Below are 13925 nucleotides of genomic sequence, written 5' to 3'. Positions count from 1 at the left end.
AAGTCTCCTGGGGACGGCGAGATCAGAGGCGTTCGACGATGGTGGCGATGCCCATGCCGCCGCCGATGCAGAGGGTGGCCAGGCCGTACCGGCCGCCGCGCCGCTCCAACTCGTCGACGAGGGTGCCGAGGATCATGGCGCCGGTGGCGCCGAGGGGGTGGCCCAGGGCGATCGCGCCGCCGTTGACGTTGACCTTCTCCGGATCGAGCTTGAGGTCGTCGATGAAGTGCAGCACGACGGCCGCGAACGCCTCGTTGATCTCGACCAGGTCGAGGTCGTCGACGGTGAGGCCGGCCTTGGCCAGGGCCTTGCGGGCGGCCGGGGCCGGGCCGGTCAGCATGATGGTCGGGTCGGCGCCGCTGAGCGCGGCCGACACGATCCGGGCGCGCGGGGCGATGCCGGCGCGCTCGCCGGCCTTCGCCGACCCGATCATGACGAGGGCCGCGCCGTCGACGATGCCGGACGAGTTGCCGGCCGTGTGCACGTGGTCGATCCTCTCGACCCAGTGGTACTTCTGCAGCGCGACGGCGTCGAATCCGCCCACGTCGCCGATCGTGGCGAAGGAGGCCGGCAGCCTGCCCAGGCCCTCGACGGTGGTGTCCGGGCGGACGTGCTCGTCCCGGTCGAGGATCAGCAGCCCGTTGCGGTCGCGGACCGGCACGACCGAACGGTCGAAGTACCCGTTCTGCCAGGCCTTCGCGGCCCGCTGCTGGGACTGCACCGCGTAGGAGTCGACGCGCTCCCGGCTGTAACCGTCCATCGTGGCGATCAGGTCGGCGCTGATGCCCTGCGGGATGAAGTCGGTCTTCAGGCTCGTCTCCGGGTCGAGCGCCCACGCGCCGCCGTCGGAGCCCATCGGCACCCGCGACATCGACTCGACGCCGCCGGCGAGGACCAGGTCCTCCCAGCCGGAGCGCACTTTCTGCGCGGCCACGTTGACCGCCTCCAGGCCCGAGCCGCAGAAGCGGTTGAGCTGCACGCCGGCCACCTCGTGGGGCAGGCCGGCCGCGATCGCCGCGGTCTTGGCGATGTCGGAGCCCTGGTCGCCGAGCGGGGACACCACGCCGAGCACGACGTCCTCGATGTCGGCCGGGTCGACGCCCGGGAACCGCCGACGCAGCTCGTCGACCAGTCCCACGACCAGTGAGATGGGCTTCACCCCGTGCAGGGATCCGTTCTTCTTTCCCCGGCCGCGCGGTGTGCGCACGGCATCGTACAGATAGGCCTCGGTCGTCATCGACAGCTCCCCTGCATGCGAATTGCGGCTAACTTTTGCCGATGTTTCCGCTAGGTGTCAAGGATACGAAGACGAAGGTCGGGCGAACCACAGATCACCGATAGGCTGTTCGTCATGAGCATCGCCGCGGCCGGGGAGCCGGCCCCGCCCGTGACCCGGAAGCGGCCGAAGAACCGTAAGACGCAGCTCGCCCTGGCCGCGGCCGAGATGTTCTGCGACCGCGGTTACCACGGCGTGAGCCTGGACGAGATCGCCACCGCGGTCGGCATCAGCGGCCCCGCGATCTACCGGCACTTCTCCAACAAGTACGCGATGCTGGTGCACGCCACCCGCCAGATCGTCGACGCCGTGCTGGCCGCCACCGACCTGCCGGCCGGCGGCGACGCGCACCGCAAGCTCGACGAGCTGCTCGCCGTGCTGGCCCGGCTCGCCGTCGAGCACCGCCGGGTGGCCGGCCTGTACCAGTGGGAGTGGCGCTATCTGACGCCCGAGCACCGGGACGAGTTCATGACCGAGCTGAGCACGCTGGCGGCGCGCCTGGCCGCGCCGCTGCGGGAGCTGCGGCCGGGGCTCACCGCCCGTGACGCGCATGCCCTGGTGCGTGCCGCGCTCAGCGTGTTCGGCAGCCTGGGCACCCACCGGGCCGTGATCGCGCGGGGCCGGGCCGAGGCGGTCCTGCGCCGGGTGGCCTGGGCGGTGCTGCTCGACGAGCCGGCCACGCCGTCGGGGCCCGCGGTCCAGGGCCCGGAGCGGGAGCCGGTGCTGGGGGTGACCGCCCGCCGGGAGATCCTGCTGGCCGAGTCGATCAAGCTCTTCCACCGGCACGGCTATCACGCGGTCGGCGTCGAGGACATCGGCCGGGCCGCCGGGATCAACGCGTCAAGCGTCTATCGTTACTTTCCCGGCAAGGCCGACATCCTGGCGGCCGCCTTCTACCGGGCCTCCGAGCGGGTCGCCGAGGCGACCACGGCCGCCCTGACCGGTGCCACCGGCGACGAGGACGCGTTGCGCCGCATGGCGCGGTCCTACGTGGAGCTCTCCTTCGAGCGCAGCGCTCTGGTGGCGGTCTATCTGGCGGAGAACAACAACCTGCCCGAGGCCGACCGGCATGAGCTGCGCAAGGTGCAGCGGCTGCACGTCGAGGAGTGGGTGCGGCTGCTCGGCCGGCTGCGTCCCGGCCTGGCCGTGCCCGAGGCCCGGGTGCTGGTGCACGCCGCGCTCAACCTGGTCACCGACCTGAGCCGGCTGGTCCGTTTCGATCGCCGCTCCGGTATGGACCGGCACCTCACCCGGCTGATGCTGACGGTGCTGCACGCCTGAGCGGACCTTCCTCGTCCGGCGGAAACGCCTGAAAAGGCTGAGGAAGTTAGCCGGGATTCACATGCTGCCTTCCCAGGAAGTTAACGCGTGTTTACAGTCGCGCCATAGCCGTCCGTCTTCGGCTTCCCAGGAGGCAGCTCATGGATTCCGACATCCAGCAGCGGTGCGCCGACATAGCCCGCGACCTGACGATCCCCGCTCTGCTGCACCGCAACGCCACCGAGTTCCCCGACCTGCCCGCCCTCAGCATGCTCGGCTCGCCGGACACCTTGACCTGGCGCCAGCTGCGCGACGAGGTGGCCGTCCTCTCCCGGGGGCTCGCCGACCTCGGTCTGAGCTCCGGCGACCGGATGCTGATCATGATGTCCAGCCGGCCCGAGCACTGGCTGGCCGACCTCGCCGCCACCTGCCTCGGCGCGGTTCCGTCGACGGTCTACGCCACCCTGTCCACCGACCAGCTGCGCTACCTGGCCCGGCACAGCCGGGCCGAGATCGTGGTGCTGGAGGACGACGCCGCGCTGGAGCGCTGGAAGCCGATCCTCGACGACGTCCCGGAGATCCGCCGGGTGGTCGTGGTCGACCGGGCCGGTGACGACCCCGGCGGGCGGATCCTCTCCCTGCGGCACCTCAGCGTGCGCGGCGCGGCAGCCCAGCGGGACGACCCGGCGGCCTTCGAGAAGACCTGGCGTGAGGTGCGGCCGGAGCAGCCGGTCACCCTGCTCTACACCTCGGGCACCACCGGCGACCCGAAGGGCGTGGTGCTCACCCACCACAACGTGATCTACCAGACGGTCGTCGTGGAGCACACGATCGAGACGCCGGCACACGCCGGATCGCTGGCGTACCTGCCGCTGGCGCACATCGCCGAACGCATCCTCGGCGTCTACAACCCGATCTACCGGGCCGGGCACGTCACCATCTGCCCCGACCCGGCCCAGTTGCTCGCCGGGCTGGTCGAGATCCGGCCGGTGTCGTTCTTCGGCGTGCCCCGGATCTGGGAGAAGATGGTCGCCGGCGTGCAGGGGCAGCTCGCCGCCGCCGACCCCCCGGTGCGGGCCGGGGTCGAGGCGGCCCGGGCCGTCGCCACCGAGGTTCACCGGCTGCGCGAGGCCGGGCAGCCGGTCCCGGCAGACCTGGCCGCGGAGCGTGCCGCGATGGAGACGCGGGTCCTCAAGCCGCTGCGCGCCCGGCTCGGACTGGACAACATCCTCTGGGCCGGCAGCGGGGCGGCGCCGATCCCGGTGGAGGTGCTGCTCTACCTGGCGAGCATCGGGGTGCACGTGCTCGAGGTGTGGGGAATGACCGAGACCAGCGGCACGGCGACGATCAACACACCGGAGCACTTCCGTACCGGGACGGTCGGACGGGCGAACGGCGGCATGGAGATCCGGCTCGCCGACGACGGTGAGATCCTGGTGCGCGGACCGCTGGTCTGCGCCGGATACCTGCGCGCCGACGGCGGGATCGACCCGGTCACCGACGCCGACGGCTGGCTGGCCACCGGCGACGTCGGCACGCTCGACGACGGTTTCCTCACGATCACCGACCGCAAGAAGGAACTGATCATCAACTCCAGCGGGAAGAACATCTCGCCCGCACAGATCGAGAACCTGCTGCGGGCGCACCCGCTGATCGCCCAGGCGGTGGCGGTGGGCGACCGGCGGCCGTACGTCACCGCCCTGATCGTCCTCGACGAGGAGATCGCGCCGCTCTGGGCCGGCGCGCGGGGGCTGTCCGCCCGGACGATCGCCGAGCTCGCCGAGGACCCGGCGCTCAACGCCGAGATCGGGGCGGCCGTGGCCGCCGCCAACGCGAAACTGTCCCGCCCCGAGCAGGTCAAGACGTTCCGCGTCCTGCCGCGGGGCTGGACACCGGAGAGCGGGGAGCTGACGCCGACGCTGAAGCTGCGCCGCCGGATCATCCAGGAGCGCTACGCCGACGAGATCGGCGCGCTCTACCGCGGCTGACACGGACACCGGCCGGAGCCCGGGAAGGGTTCCGGCCGGCACGACGATCTCAGTAGCAGAATTCCGCGAAGCCCTCGGCGTAGCCGCGCATCCAGCCCCGCTCATAGCCGCGCACATAGTCCGACTCGGCCTTGTCCCGCAGATTCTTGAGCGTTCCCTTGGCCCGGCGGTCACACTCGTCGTCCCGGGCCTCGTCCCAGCCGTCCGCACGGCCTTCCCGGTACCCCGTCCGGAAGGCCTTGTTCGGCTTGGGGTCGCCGGATGCCGCCGTCTGTGTGGCGGGCGCCGGCGCCGCGACGGCCGGTGTCGTCACGACGGTGAATCCAGCGGAGGCCAGGAAAAGCGTTCCGGCGGCCAGAGCACAGCTCTTGCGAAGGTCCATGTCTATTTCCTCCCCGCAATTATCCGGGGCGCCGGAAAGGCGTCGCCGGCAGAGGAAAATTTACGCTCCCAAAACCGAGCACGAAGGGGAACGGCTGGTGGTAGGCCTTTCGGTCGCCCAGACGCGCCTTTCGGCGGAGCCTGCCCGAAGTGCCTCGAATCGTTGTGGTCTTGATCATTCCGCACGCTGTCACCGGCTGTTCGGACGAGACGAATCTCCGCGCCGCCGGGCATGATGGGCAGCCGATTGACGGGCTGGTCACAAACTCGGAGAAGGTGGGTGTCGTCGTGAAGCGCCGCCAGTTGCTGACCCTGCTGACACTCACCGGTGCGGCGGGCTGCGGCGACCAGACGTCTCCGGCCGTCCCCTCCGGTTCCGCGCCGTCGCCGGAGGTGACCGCCCGGACAGGTTCGGCGCTCACCATCACGTCGCCGCCTCCGTCGCCCTCCGTGACGCCGTCAGCCGCACGGGACGCCCGGGACGCACGGGACGACCGGGTCATGCTCGGCTCCTATCTCGCTCTCGGTGGCCGGACCCTGAAGCAGAGCCTCGCCCTGCGCCGCGATCAGCTCGGCCGAGAGCAGCGCATCGTCCACCGGTTCTACCCGTGGAACGGTTACGTGCCCACCGCCGAGCCCGACGTCGCGGACAGCAGCCTGCTGATGGTCTCGTGGCACGGCGCCCCCTGGGCCGGCATCCTCGACGGCGGCTCCGATCGCCACATCCGCTCGGTCGCCCGCAAGCTCAAGGGCATGGGCCGGCCGATCCTGCTGCGCTGGGGCTGGGAGATGAACGGCGATTGGTTCGAGTGGTCCGGCGCGCGCAACGGCCGGAACCCCGCCGACTACGTGACGGCCTGGAAGCGGCTGCGCGGCGTCTTCGCCGACCAGGGCGCCGACAACGTGTCCTGGGTCTGGAGCCCCAACTGGAACTCCGCGCCCGCCGCCGGGTGGAACCGGGTGCAGCGGTACTACCCCGGTGACGACCAGGTCGACTGGGTCGGGATCTCCGGCTACAACTTCTACGGCGAGTCGCCGGCCACCCTGTTCAACCCGGTCACGAAGCTCTACGGCGGCCGGAAGCCGATCATCCTGAGCGAGACCGCCGCGGTGCGGGACAAAGCGAAGTGGATCAGGCAGTTGCAGTCCTGGGTCGAGGACACCCCGGCGGTCGGCGCCGTCGTCTGGTTCGACACCGACATCCAGGAGGGCACCGACAACAACTTCCGGTTCGACACCGACGCCGCGGCGCTGGCCGCCTACCGCACGATGGCCCGCGGCTCACGCTTCGCCGGCTGATCATCCGGTACGGAAAATGACGGGCGCCGAAGGCCACGGCTCCGGCAGACTCGCTTCCCATGTCGATCTACAGCCTCGCCGAACTGACCGCCGCCCGGGCAGCGGGGAAGAGGCCGAAGTTCCTGTTCTTCTGGGGTCACCAGGAGGAGCGCGGCGGCGGCATCGGCGCGGGCTGCCTGAGCCAGTGGTTCCCCTCGCGGTTCACCGTCGACGGGGTCACCTTCGCGACCGCCGAGCACTACATGATGTGGCGCAAGGCCGTGCTGTTCGACGACGCGGCCATGGCGGAGCGGATCCTCGCGGCCGGGCATCCGCACCAGGCCAAGATGCTGGGCGGCCGGGTGGCCCGGTTCGACCAGAAGGTGTGGAACGACCACCGGGTCCCGATCGTCGTCGCCGGAAACACGGCCAAGTTCGCCCAAGACCCGGCCCTGCGTGACTACCTGACCGCCACCGGGGAACGGGTGCTGGTCGAGGCGAGCCCGCTCGACCGGATCTGGGGGATCGGCCTGTCCCGCGACGACGAGCGCGCCGCCGACCCGTTCCGCTGGCGTGGCCTCAACCTGCTCGGCTTCGCCCTGATGCGGGTCCGCGACGAGCTGAGCTGACGGCGGCCCCCCTGTCAGGGAGCCGCCCGGCCGGCCGCGTTCACCGTCAACGTCAACGGCGTCGCCCGCACCTGAGCGTCCGGGGTTCGTACGACGTCAGGGGGTGAGGGTCTGTCGTGGGGCGTAGCCGTCGCGGCGCAGCCAGTGTTCGGTGTAGACGATGCGGTCCGGGGTGACCACGGCGATCGTGCCGAGCGGCGGGTCGTCGAGGGAGCGGGAACGCTCGACGTGGTCGGACTGCCAGCGGACGGCCGGCCAGTAGTCGCCGAAGGCGCCGATCGCCGGGTTCGAGGATGCGGGCGGTGCCGAAGAACTGGGCGCCGCGGCTGCTGGCCTGGCCGACGAGCGGGGCGAAGATCCCGGCGGAGACGCGCGGGTCGGCTCGTCGGCCGGACATGGGGCACCGGGCGCCTGCTCGGCAGGCGCCCGGTGCCGCCGGACGGGTCAGCCGCCGAGACTGGTGGCGGCCGAACGGATCGCGGACGAGAAGTAGCTGACCTGGGTGTAGACGCCCGGCTTGTTCGGGCGGGCGCAGCCGTCGCCCCAGCTGACGATGCCGACCTGGATCCAGCCGGACGCGCCCTGGCGGAACATCGGGCCGCCGGAGTCACCCTGGCAGGTGTCGACGCCGCCGGCGGTGTAGCCGGCGCAGATCTCCTCGGCGGCGATCACCTCGCCGCCGTACATGCTGCTGGAGTTGCAGGTGGCGTCACTGACGAACGGGACGGTGGCCTTGAGGAGGTAGCGCTGCTGGGAGCCGCCCTCGCGGTTGGCGCCCCAGCCGGCGACGGTGAACGTGCCGGAGTCGTACGCGGTGGAGGTCGCGATCGGCAGGGTCGCGACGCCGGTGACGGGGCTGGCCAGGCGGATGAACGCCCAGTCGTCGCCACTGCCGTTGTAGCCGGGCGCCCGGTACACGTAGTTCGACCTGCGGGTGACGCGGCTGGACGACTGCAGATCGACGACCCCGAGGGTGGCGGTGATCGAGCTGTTGGTGCCGGTGCGGCTCACGCAGTGTGCGGCGGTGAGCACCAGGGTCGGGCTGTAGAGGGCGCCGCCGCAGCCCATCGACAGCCGGACCATCCAGGGGAACTCGCCCTGGGCGGCGCGGGTGCCGCCGACGACGAACGGGACGACCGGGTCGTTGGCCGCCGCGGCGGGATTGGGGGACATCGTGGCAGCGGTGACCACCGCTGCCAGGACCGCCAGAAGGGTTCGCCATCTGCGCATCTCGGTACTCCTCAAGTCTGGGTGCACCGATCATTACATCGAAGGCCGTAAATATGAACATCCCGCGTGGCTTATATCGTGAGCGGGTGAGCATTCCCGAGTTGAATCTTCTCCAGCGATTCCAGGACCGTGTCGGCTACGGCGCGTACTCCGAGTGCTTCGGCCTCGACGACTGGAACGACACGTCCGGCCTGGAAGCGGGCTGGTCGAAGGACCCGGACTTCGTGTCCCGGCTGATCCCGTTCGCCACCGCGACCGGCAGTGGCTCGTTCTACGCCCTCTGGCGGATCGACGACCGCGCCGACCTGGCGACGCTGCCGGTCGTGGTCTTCGGTGACGAGGGCGGCGAGCACGTCGTCGCCCGTGACCTGCGCGAGTTGCTGCGGCTGCTCACCTTCGACAGCGAGCCGTGCGTGGACCACGAGCAGGTGTTCTTCTACCGCCTGGAGGACCAGGAGGACAGCGACGCCCGCGACGAGTACCGCGCCTGGCTGGACGAGCACTTCGGCCTGGCGGCCGTCGAGGATCCGGACGTGATCCTCGAGGCCGCGCAGGCCGAGTACGGCGAGCGGTTCACCACCTGGAAGAGCCGCTTCCTGACGCTGTGATCAGCAGTACGTCGACTGCTTGTTGATCACCTTGTACGGGCAGTCCGCGGCCTCGGCCAGCATCAGCGCCGCCGTCCGGTTGCGGGCTGTCTCTGTCGGGATGACGCTGGCCGGCGGGTAGAAGCCGCCGCCCGACGCGCTGCCCGGGTACAGCTCGAAGGTGTACGCGAAGATCTTGTGCACGCCCCACAGCCAGTCGAGCGAGTCCCCGTCGGTGATGTAGAGGTCGCTGGACTGCTGCGGGGTGTACCCGTTGGTGGCCGCCAGCTGCCGTCCGAGGGTGGCGAACGTGTTGGCCTGGTCGGCGTTCATGCCGGTGGCCGTGTTGGCGGTGGTGTGCCCGTACGGCCACAGCACCAGCTTCGAGTACGAGTGGAAGTCGATCGCCGCCTTGATCTGCTGCACCCCGCCGACGACCCGGCTGTTCACGAAGTCCCGGATCGCGCGGACCTCCGGCGTGGAGAACGCCGACGGCCCACGGTAGGTGGCCGACGACGTGCTGCCGGACGATCCGCCGCAGCAGCCCCAGTTGTAGCCGTAGTTACGGTTCGGGTCGGTGCCGATGTAGCTGGATCCGCTGTTGGGTTGCCGGTTCTTGCGCCACGACCGGTAACTGCCGCTGGCGATGTCGTACTCGACGCCGTCCGGGTTCACCATCGGGACGATCCAGATCTCGCGGGTGTCGACGACGTTCCTTACCCGGGTGTCGGTCGCGTACGTCCTGGTGAACTGTCCGAGCAGGTACAGCGCCTGCTCCACGGTCAGGTGCTCGCGGGCGTGGTGGTTGGCGTCGTAGAGGACCTCGGGCTCGGACTCGTCGGTGCCGACGTTGTCGGAGATCTTGACGGCGACGATGTCACGGCCCTCGTACGACCTGCCGATGACCCGCTTGCTGGCGATCGCCGGGTAAGCGGCCACCACCGAGTTGATCTCGGCGATCGTCTCCGCGTAGTTGTGGTAGGCCGCGTCGGCGGGCGGGAAGTCGAGGGTCCGGACCGGCGACTCGACGGTGAAGCCCAGTCTGCGCAGCTTGGAGACCTCGGCTCCGGTGGCGGTGACGGTCGCGACGCCGTGCTCGATGTCCTCGATCGCGGCGCCGGTTCGGGCGATCACGTTGCGCTGGGACAGCGTGCGGACGTCGTAGATCTCGTACTCGGCGGCGGGGTCGGGAACCTGCTCCGCGCCGGCGGGGGAGGAGGCGGTCACGGCCGCGGTCGCGCAGAGCGCAACCGCGGCGAGCACCGCGAGGGACCGTCGTCTCATGAACGACCTCCGGATCTGGGGGAGTAGTGCTCACAGCAAACCCCCAGACATCGAAAACCGGCAATGCATCAGGGCATGTCAATATCCCCCTGGTTCTGACGTGATGACCGCCGGAACTCGGCCGGCAGGTCGTCCGGCGGGGGCGGGGCGCCCAGATCGGACGGCTCGTGGCCGCTGGGGTAGCCGGGATAGGTCCGGTTGTTCTTCGACCGGCCGAGCACCGATTCCCGGCGGGGCGGGAAGAACCGCAGCGCACGCGCGCGGGCCCGGAGTCCCGCCGCTGCCAGGACGCCGACCCAGTGGGGCGCCGGCTCGAAGCCGAAGGCGCGCAGCATCCGGTCGTCGAGCATCCCCCGGACGCCGAGCCGGACCGCCGGCCGGAGGGGCCGCGGGAACCAGCCGGCGAACAGGTCGACGGTATAAGTCCCGATCTCCCGATTTGTAGCACTGTATACGAAGTTGCGCGACTCGTAGTCCCGCTTGAAGGCCAGGAAGCCGGAGTAGCTGTTCGGGATGTCCCGGATGCCCATCCGGCTGCCGACTTCGCGGTAGTAGTAGAAGGCCGCGAGCCGTTCATGCTCGTGCAAGGGCCGCCAGCCGTAGCGCGTCAGCCAGTCGATCGGGTCGTAGACGAACGTGGACAGCACGTAGAGCATGTCGTCGTTACTGATCGCGTACCGGCCGTGCGCCCGGTTCACGACCTTGAGAGCGTCCCGGCCGCGTGCGGAGTCGTACCCGTGCGCCGCCATCTCCCCCATCAGCAGCGCCGTGTCGTCGTACCGCCGCTGCGGCCGGTCCCGGAACTCGCCCGTCGCCGCGAGCAGCTTCGAGATGCTCGGCACGCAGTACGTGCGGAACAGCGCGAACTCCAGCGCCCGCGTGTAGTCCCAGGGGAACTCCCGCCCCGACGAGAGCTGATAGATCTCCAGATGGTCGGCGGCCGGGTCGAGGGCCGCGATCCGGTCCCGCACCTCGTAACGCCCCATCTCAGCCGATCAGCTCCTTGGTCCGCGACAGCAGCCGCTGTGGGTCCGCGTCCAGGGGTATCACGTTAAGCACGGTCACGCCGGCCTCCCGGAACGCGGCGATCCGGTCCCGCACGTAGGACTCCGGGCCGATCAGGCTGCTCAGCTCCAGCAGCTCGTCCGGAACCGCGGCGGCGGCCTCCTTCTTACGGCCGGAGAGGTAGAGCTCCTGGATGCGGTCGGCCTCGGCCTCGAACCCGTACCGGCTGACCACGTCGTGATAGAAGTTGCGGCCCTTCGCGCCCATGCCGCCGACGTAGAGGGCGACCGTCGGCCGGGCCAGATCGCGCAGATGCGTCACGTCGTCGCCGATCGCGAGCGGCCCGCCCGCCACGATCTCCAGTGGGCCGAGGTCGGCGGAACGTTTCGCGGCGCCCTCGGCCAGGGCCTTGCCCCAGATGTCGGCGGCGCGCTCCGGAACGTACAGGAACGGGATCCAGCCGTCGGCGACCTCGGCCGTCATCCGCACGTTGGCCGCGCCCAGCGCGGCCACGTGGACCGGAATCCGCTCACGAACCGGGTGGGTGAGGATCTTCAGCGGTTTGCCGAGACCGGTGCCCCGCCCCTCGGGAAGCGGCAGCGGGTAGAGGCCGTCGTGGATGAGCACCTCGCGCCGCCAGATCGCCCGGCAGATCTCGATGATCTCGCGGGTGCGCCCGATCGGCTTGTCATAGGGCACGCCGTGCCAGCCCTCGACGACCTGCGGGCCGGACGCGCCCAGGCCGAGGATGGCCCGGCCGCCGGACATCGCGTCGAGGCCGGCCGCGGTCTGCGCGATCAGGGCCGGGGTGCGCGAGTAGATCGGCAGGATCGCCGAGCCGATCTCGACCCGTTCGGTCTTCGCGGCCAGGTATCCCATGATCGTGGGGGCGTCGAAGCCGTACGCCTCGGCCACCCACAGCACGTCGAGACCGGCCTTCTCCCAGCCTGCCGCCGTGTCCGCGGTCGAGCGTGGATCACCGGCATACATCAGCGTCGTTGCGAGCCGCATCGGTCACCTTTCGTCATTTTTGATATTTGATACGGTGGCGGCCCAGAAAGCGAGAGGTGACAGTGATGCTCTCCGAGGAGGTGGCCGGCGCCCTGCGAGCCCGGATCATGTCCGGCGAGCTGCGCCCCGGCGCCCGCATCCGCCTCGAAGAGGTCGCCGCCTCCCTGGGTGTCAGCATCACCCCGGTCCGCGAGGCGTTGCTCACCCTGCGCGGCGAGGACATGGTCGAGCTGGAGCCCCGCAAGGGATATGTGGTCGCCCCCCTCTCCCGCCAGGACATCCTCGACGTCTTTCAGCTCCAGGGCGACATCGCCGGTGAACTGGCCGCCCGGGTCGCGGCCTCGATCGGCGCGGCCCAGCTCGCCGAGCTGCGCGTCGCGCACAGCAAGGTGGCCCGCGCCCGCCGCGCCGGCGACGTGGAGACGTACGAATACGAGTTCCACCGCGCGGTCAACCGAATGGCCCGCTCCCGCAAGCTGAGCTGGTTCCTGCGCACCGCCGCCCGATACACCCCGGCCCACGTCTACTCGGCCGACCCGGCCTGGCGCGAGGGCATGCGTGCCGACCACGAGGCCGTGCTCGCGGCGTTCGCCGCCGGTGATCCGCCGGCCGCCCGTGCGGCGATGACCCGGCACTTCACCGACGGGGCGGAGCGCCTGGTCAAGCACCTCGACGACCTGGGCATCTGGGAGGCCTGAGTCACCGGCCGTGCCGGTGGCCCCATGAAATCTTGGCTGAGATTTGATATTTGATATGTTACTGTCGCTGTCAATATCGCGATTCACCTGCCGAAACTGTGGGAAGCAGGCGGTATGAGCATCGATCTCACTGACGAGCAGAAGGCCTTCGCCGAGGCCATTGACGACTTCTGCCGCCGCGAGGCCGGCACCCGCGAGCAGCGCGGCGACAGCCCTCACCACCCCGGCCTCTACCGCAGGATGGCCGACCTCGGCTGGCTCGGCGTCACCGTCCCCGACGAGTACGGCGGCTCCGGCGCCGGCATGGTCGACACCTGCCTGTTCCTGGAGCGCGTCGCCTACGGCCAGGCCCCCGTCGCCGGCTTCACCACCAGCGCGATCGTCGCCGCCGCCGTCGAGCGGTCCGGCACCGGCGAGCAGAAGAAGACGGTCCTCGGCGGCCTGGTCGCCGGCCGCGTCTTCGCCATCGCCATGAGCGAGCCGGAAGCCGGCTCCGACGTCGCCAACCTCTCCTGCCGGGCCGTCCGCACCGATGACGGCTGGATCGTCGACGGCCAGAAGACGTGGTGCTCCAACGCCCACATCGCCGATGCCATCCTGCTCGTCGCCCGCAGTTCGGGCAGCCCCGGCGACCACCACGGCCTCACCATGCTGCTGGTCCCCACCGACACCCCCGGCCTGCGGATCAGCGGCATCGAGACGATGGGCGGCAAGGAGGTCAACGACCTCTACTTCACCGGCCTGCGACTCCCGGCGGACGCGGTCGTCGGCACGAGGGACAACGGCTGGCAGCAGCTGATGGCCGGCCTCAACGTCGAACGCCTGATCCTCGCCGCCCTGATGCTCGGCACCGCCCAGCGGGCCTTCGACGACGCCCTCGGCTTCATCAGGCAGCGCAGACAGTTCGGCCGCCCGGTCGGCTCGTTCCAGGCGCTCCGGCACCGCGTCGCCGACCTGGCCACCGAGATCGAATGCTGCCGCCTCCTCGTGCACCGCGTCGCCACCCTCGTCGACCGCGACCCCGCCCGGGTCCTCCCGCGCGAGAGCTCCATGGTCAAACTCAAGACCACCGAGGTCGCCCGCCAGGTGGCCCTCGCCGGCATGCAGATGATGGGCGGCTACGGCTACGCCTGCGAGTACGACATGGAACGCCACGTCCGCGCCACCCTCGCCGCCACCGTCTACGGCGGCACCAGCGAGATCCAGCGCGACATCATCGGCAAGACCTACGGTCTCTGAGACCGCTTCCCCACGCGGCGCTCGCCCTCACCACAAACCCCTCTCCGGTACGCGTCCCG

At 70.3% G+C, this 13925-nt stretch carries 13 protein-coding genes and 1 pseudogene; 7 read left to right on the top strand and 7 right to left on the bottom strand.

What is annotated here, in order from left to right; translation table 11 throughout:
• Positions 1 to 22: 22 nt before the first annotated feature.
• A complete protein-coding gene (locus tag QLQ12_RS38115) occupies positions 23 to 1237 on the bottom strand; it encodes an acetyl-CoA C-acetyltransferase (RefSeq protein WP_282765801.1) in 1215 nt (404 codons plus the stop codon).
• Positions 1238 to 1351: 114 nt separating this feature from the next.
• Between QLQ12_RS38115 and QLQ12_RS38110 the strand changes: the two genes are divergently transcribed.
• Positions 1352 to 2557 (top strand): TetR/AcrR family transcriptional regulator, encoded by a 1206-nt coding sequence (locus QLQ12_RS38110; protein WP_282765800.1) that lies wholly within the window; start codon positions 1352 to 1354, stop codon positions 2555 to 2557.
• A gap of 140 nt (positions 2558 to 2697) precedes the next feature.
• Complete coding sequence (locus tag QLQ12_RS38105; protein ID WP_282765799.1) at positions 2698 to 4524, top strand: AMP-dependent synthetase/ligase; 1827 nt, start codon at positions 2698 to 2700, stop codon at positions 4522 to 4524.
• Positions 4525 to 4573: 49 nt separating this feature from the next.
• On the opposite strand, the gene QLQ12_RS38100 is transcribed toward QLQ12_RS38105, so the two are convergent.
• A complete protein-coding gene (locus tag QLQ12_RS38100; RefSeq protein WP_282765798.1) occupies positions 4574 to 4906 on the bottom strand; it encodes a hypothetical protein in 333 nt (110 codons plus the stop codon).
• A gap of 275 nt (positions 4907 to 5181) precedes the next feature.
• On the opposite strand from QLQ12_RS38100, the gene QLQ12_RS38095 reads away from it, so the two are divergent.
• Positions 5182 to 6204: a glycoside hydrolase family 26 protein gene (locus QLQ12_RS38095; RefSeq protein WP_282765797.1), complete on the top strand. Its 1023-nt coding sequence runs from the start codon at positions 5182 to 5184 to the stop codon at positions 6202 to 6204.
• Between the two features lie 59 nt (positions 6205 to 6263).
• Positions 6264 to 6812: an NADAR family protein gene (locus QLQ12_RS38090; protein WP_282765795.1), complete on the top strand. Its 549-nt coding sequence runs from the start codon at positions 6264 to 6266 to the stop codon at positions 6810 to 6812.
• Between the two features lie 96 nt (positions 6813 to 6908).
• Here QLQ12_RS38090 and QLQ12_RS38085 read toward each other — a convergent pair.
• A pseudogene (locus QLQ12_RS38085) lies at positions 6909 to 7194 on the bottom strand (pyridoxamine 5'-phosphate oxidase family protein); the annotation flags it as partial.
• Positions 7195 to 7256: 62 nt separating this feature from the next.
• Positions 7257 to 8042 carry a S1 family peptidase gene (locus QLQ12_RS38080; protein WP_282765794.1) on the bottom strand — a complete coding sequence of 262 codons (786 nt, stop codon included), beginning with the start codon at positions 8040 to 8042 and terminating at the stop codon, positions 7257 to 7259.
• A gap of 86 nt (positions 8043 to 8128) precedes the next feature.
• On the opposite strand from QLQ12_RS38080, the gene QLQ12_RS38075 reads away from it, so the two are divergent.
• Complete coding sequence (locus QLQ12_RS38075; RefSeq protein WP_282765793.1) at positions 8129 to 8650, top strand: hypothetical protein; 522 nt, start codon at positions 8129 to 8131, stop codon at positions 8648 to 8650.
• On the opposite strand, the gene QLQ12_RS38070 is transcribed toward QLQ12_RS38075, so the two are convergent.
• The 3 genes from QLQ12_RS38070 to QLQ12_RS38060 form a co-directional block, all read right to left on the bottom strand.
• Complete coding sequence (locus QLQ12_RS38070; protein ID WP_282765792.1) at positions 8651 to 9913, bottom strand: M14 family metallopeptidase; 1263 nt, start codon at positions 9911 to 9913, stop codon at positions 8651 to 8653.
• A 68-nt stretch (positions 9914 to 9981) separates the two neighbouring features.
• Positions 9982 to 10899 (bottom strand): oxygenase MpaB family protein, encoded by a 918-nt coding sequence (locus QLQ12_RS38065; RefSeq protein WP_282765791.1) that lies wholly within the window; start codon positions 10897 to 10899, stop codon positions 9982 to 9984.
• A gap of 1 nt (position 10900) precedes the next feature.
• Entirely contained in the window at positions 10901 to 11929 is a 1029-nt protein-coding gene (locus QLQ12_RS38060; protein WP_282765790.1) for an LLM class F420-dependent oxidoreductase, read from the bottom strand.
• Positions 11930 to 11994: 65 nt separating this feature from the next.
• Here QLQ12_RS38060 and QLQ12_RS38055 point away from each other — a divergent pair, with 65 nt between their 5' ends.
• Together QLQ12_RS38055 and QLQ12_RS38050 are read left to right on the top strand one after the other, a co-directional pair.
• Complete coding sequence (locus tag QLQ12_RS38055) at positions 11995 to 12627, top strand: GntR family transcriptional regulator (protein WP_282765789.1); 633 nt, start codon at positions 11995 to 11997, stop codon at positions 12625 to 12627.
• Positions 12628 to 12741: 114 nt separating this feature from the next.
• Positions 12742 to 13866 carry an acyl-CoA dehydrogenase family protein gene (locus tag QLQ12_RS38050; RefSeq protein ID WP_282765787.1) on the top strand — a complete coding sequence of 375 codons (1125 nt, stop codon included), beginning with the start codon at positions 12742 to 12744 and terminating at the stop codon, positions 13864 to 13866.
• The last annotated feature ends 59 nt before the right edge of the window (positions 13867 to 13925 follow it).

Source organism: Actinoplanes sandaracinus (assembly GCF_030009775.1).
Taxonomy (GTDB): Bacteria; Actinomycetota; Actinomycetes; order Mycobacteriales; family Micromonosporaceae; genus Actinoplanes; species Actinoplanes sandaracinus.
Note: the sequence above shows the minus strand (reverse complement) of the source record. Positions and strands in the feature narration are given on the sequence as shown.

Bases quoted from the DNA above. Each gene is read 5' to 3' on its own strand.
- QLQ12_RS38115 (WP_282765801.1), bottom strand. From the start codon at position 1,237: ATGACGACCGAGGCCTATCTGTACGATGCCGTGCGCACACCGCGCGGC.
- QLQ12_RS38110 (WP_282765800.1), top strand. From the start codon at position 1,352: ATGAGCATCGCCGCGGCCGGGGAGCCGGCCCCGCCCGTGACCCGGAAG.
- QLQ12_RS38105 (WP_282765799.1), top strand. From the start codon at position 2,698: ATGGATTCCGACATCCAGCAGCGGTGCGCCGACATAGCCCGCGACCTG.
- QLQ12_RS38100 (WP_282765798.1), bottom strand. From the start codon at position 4,906: ATGGACCTTCGCAAGAGCTGTGCTCTGGCCGCCGGAACGCTTTTCCTG.
- QLQ12_RS38090 (WP_282765795.1), top strand. From the start codon at position 6,264: ATGTCGATCTACAGCCTCGCCGAACTGACCGCCGCCCGGGCAGCGGGG.
- QLQ12_RS38080 (WP_282765794.1), bottom strand. From the start codon at position 8,042: ATGCGCAGATGGCGAACCCTTCTGGCGGTCCTGGCAGCGGTGGTCACC.
- QLQ12_RS38070 (WP_282765792.1), bottom strand. From the start codon at position 9,913: ATGAGACGACGGTCCCTCGCGGTGCTCGCCGCGGTTGCGCTCTGCGCG.
- QLQ12_RS38065 (WP_282765791.1), bottom strand. From the start codon at position 10,899: ATGGGGCGTTACGAGGTGCGGGACCGGATCGCGGCCCTCGACCCGGCC.
- QLQ12_RS38060 (WP_282765790.1), bottom strand. From the start codon at position 11,929: ATGCGGCTCGCAACGACGCTGATGTATGCCGGTGATCCACGCTCGACC.
- QLQ12_RS38055 (WP_282765789.1), top strand. From the start codon at position 11,995: ATGCTCTCCGAGGAGGTGGCCGGCGCCCTGCGAGCCCGGATCATGTCC.
- QLQ12_RS38050 (WP_282765787.1), top strand. From the start codon at position 12,742: ATGAGCATCGATCTCACTGACGAGCAGAAGGCCTTCGCCGAGGCCATT.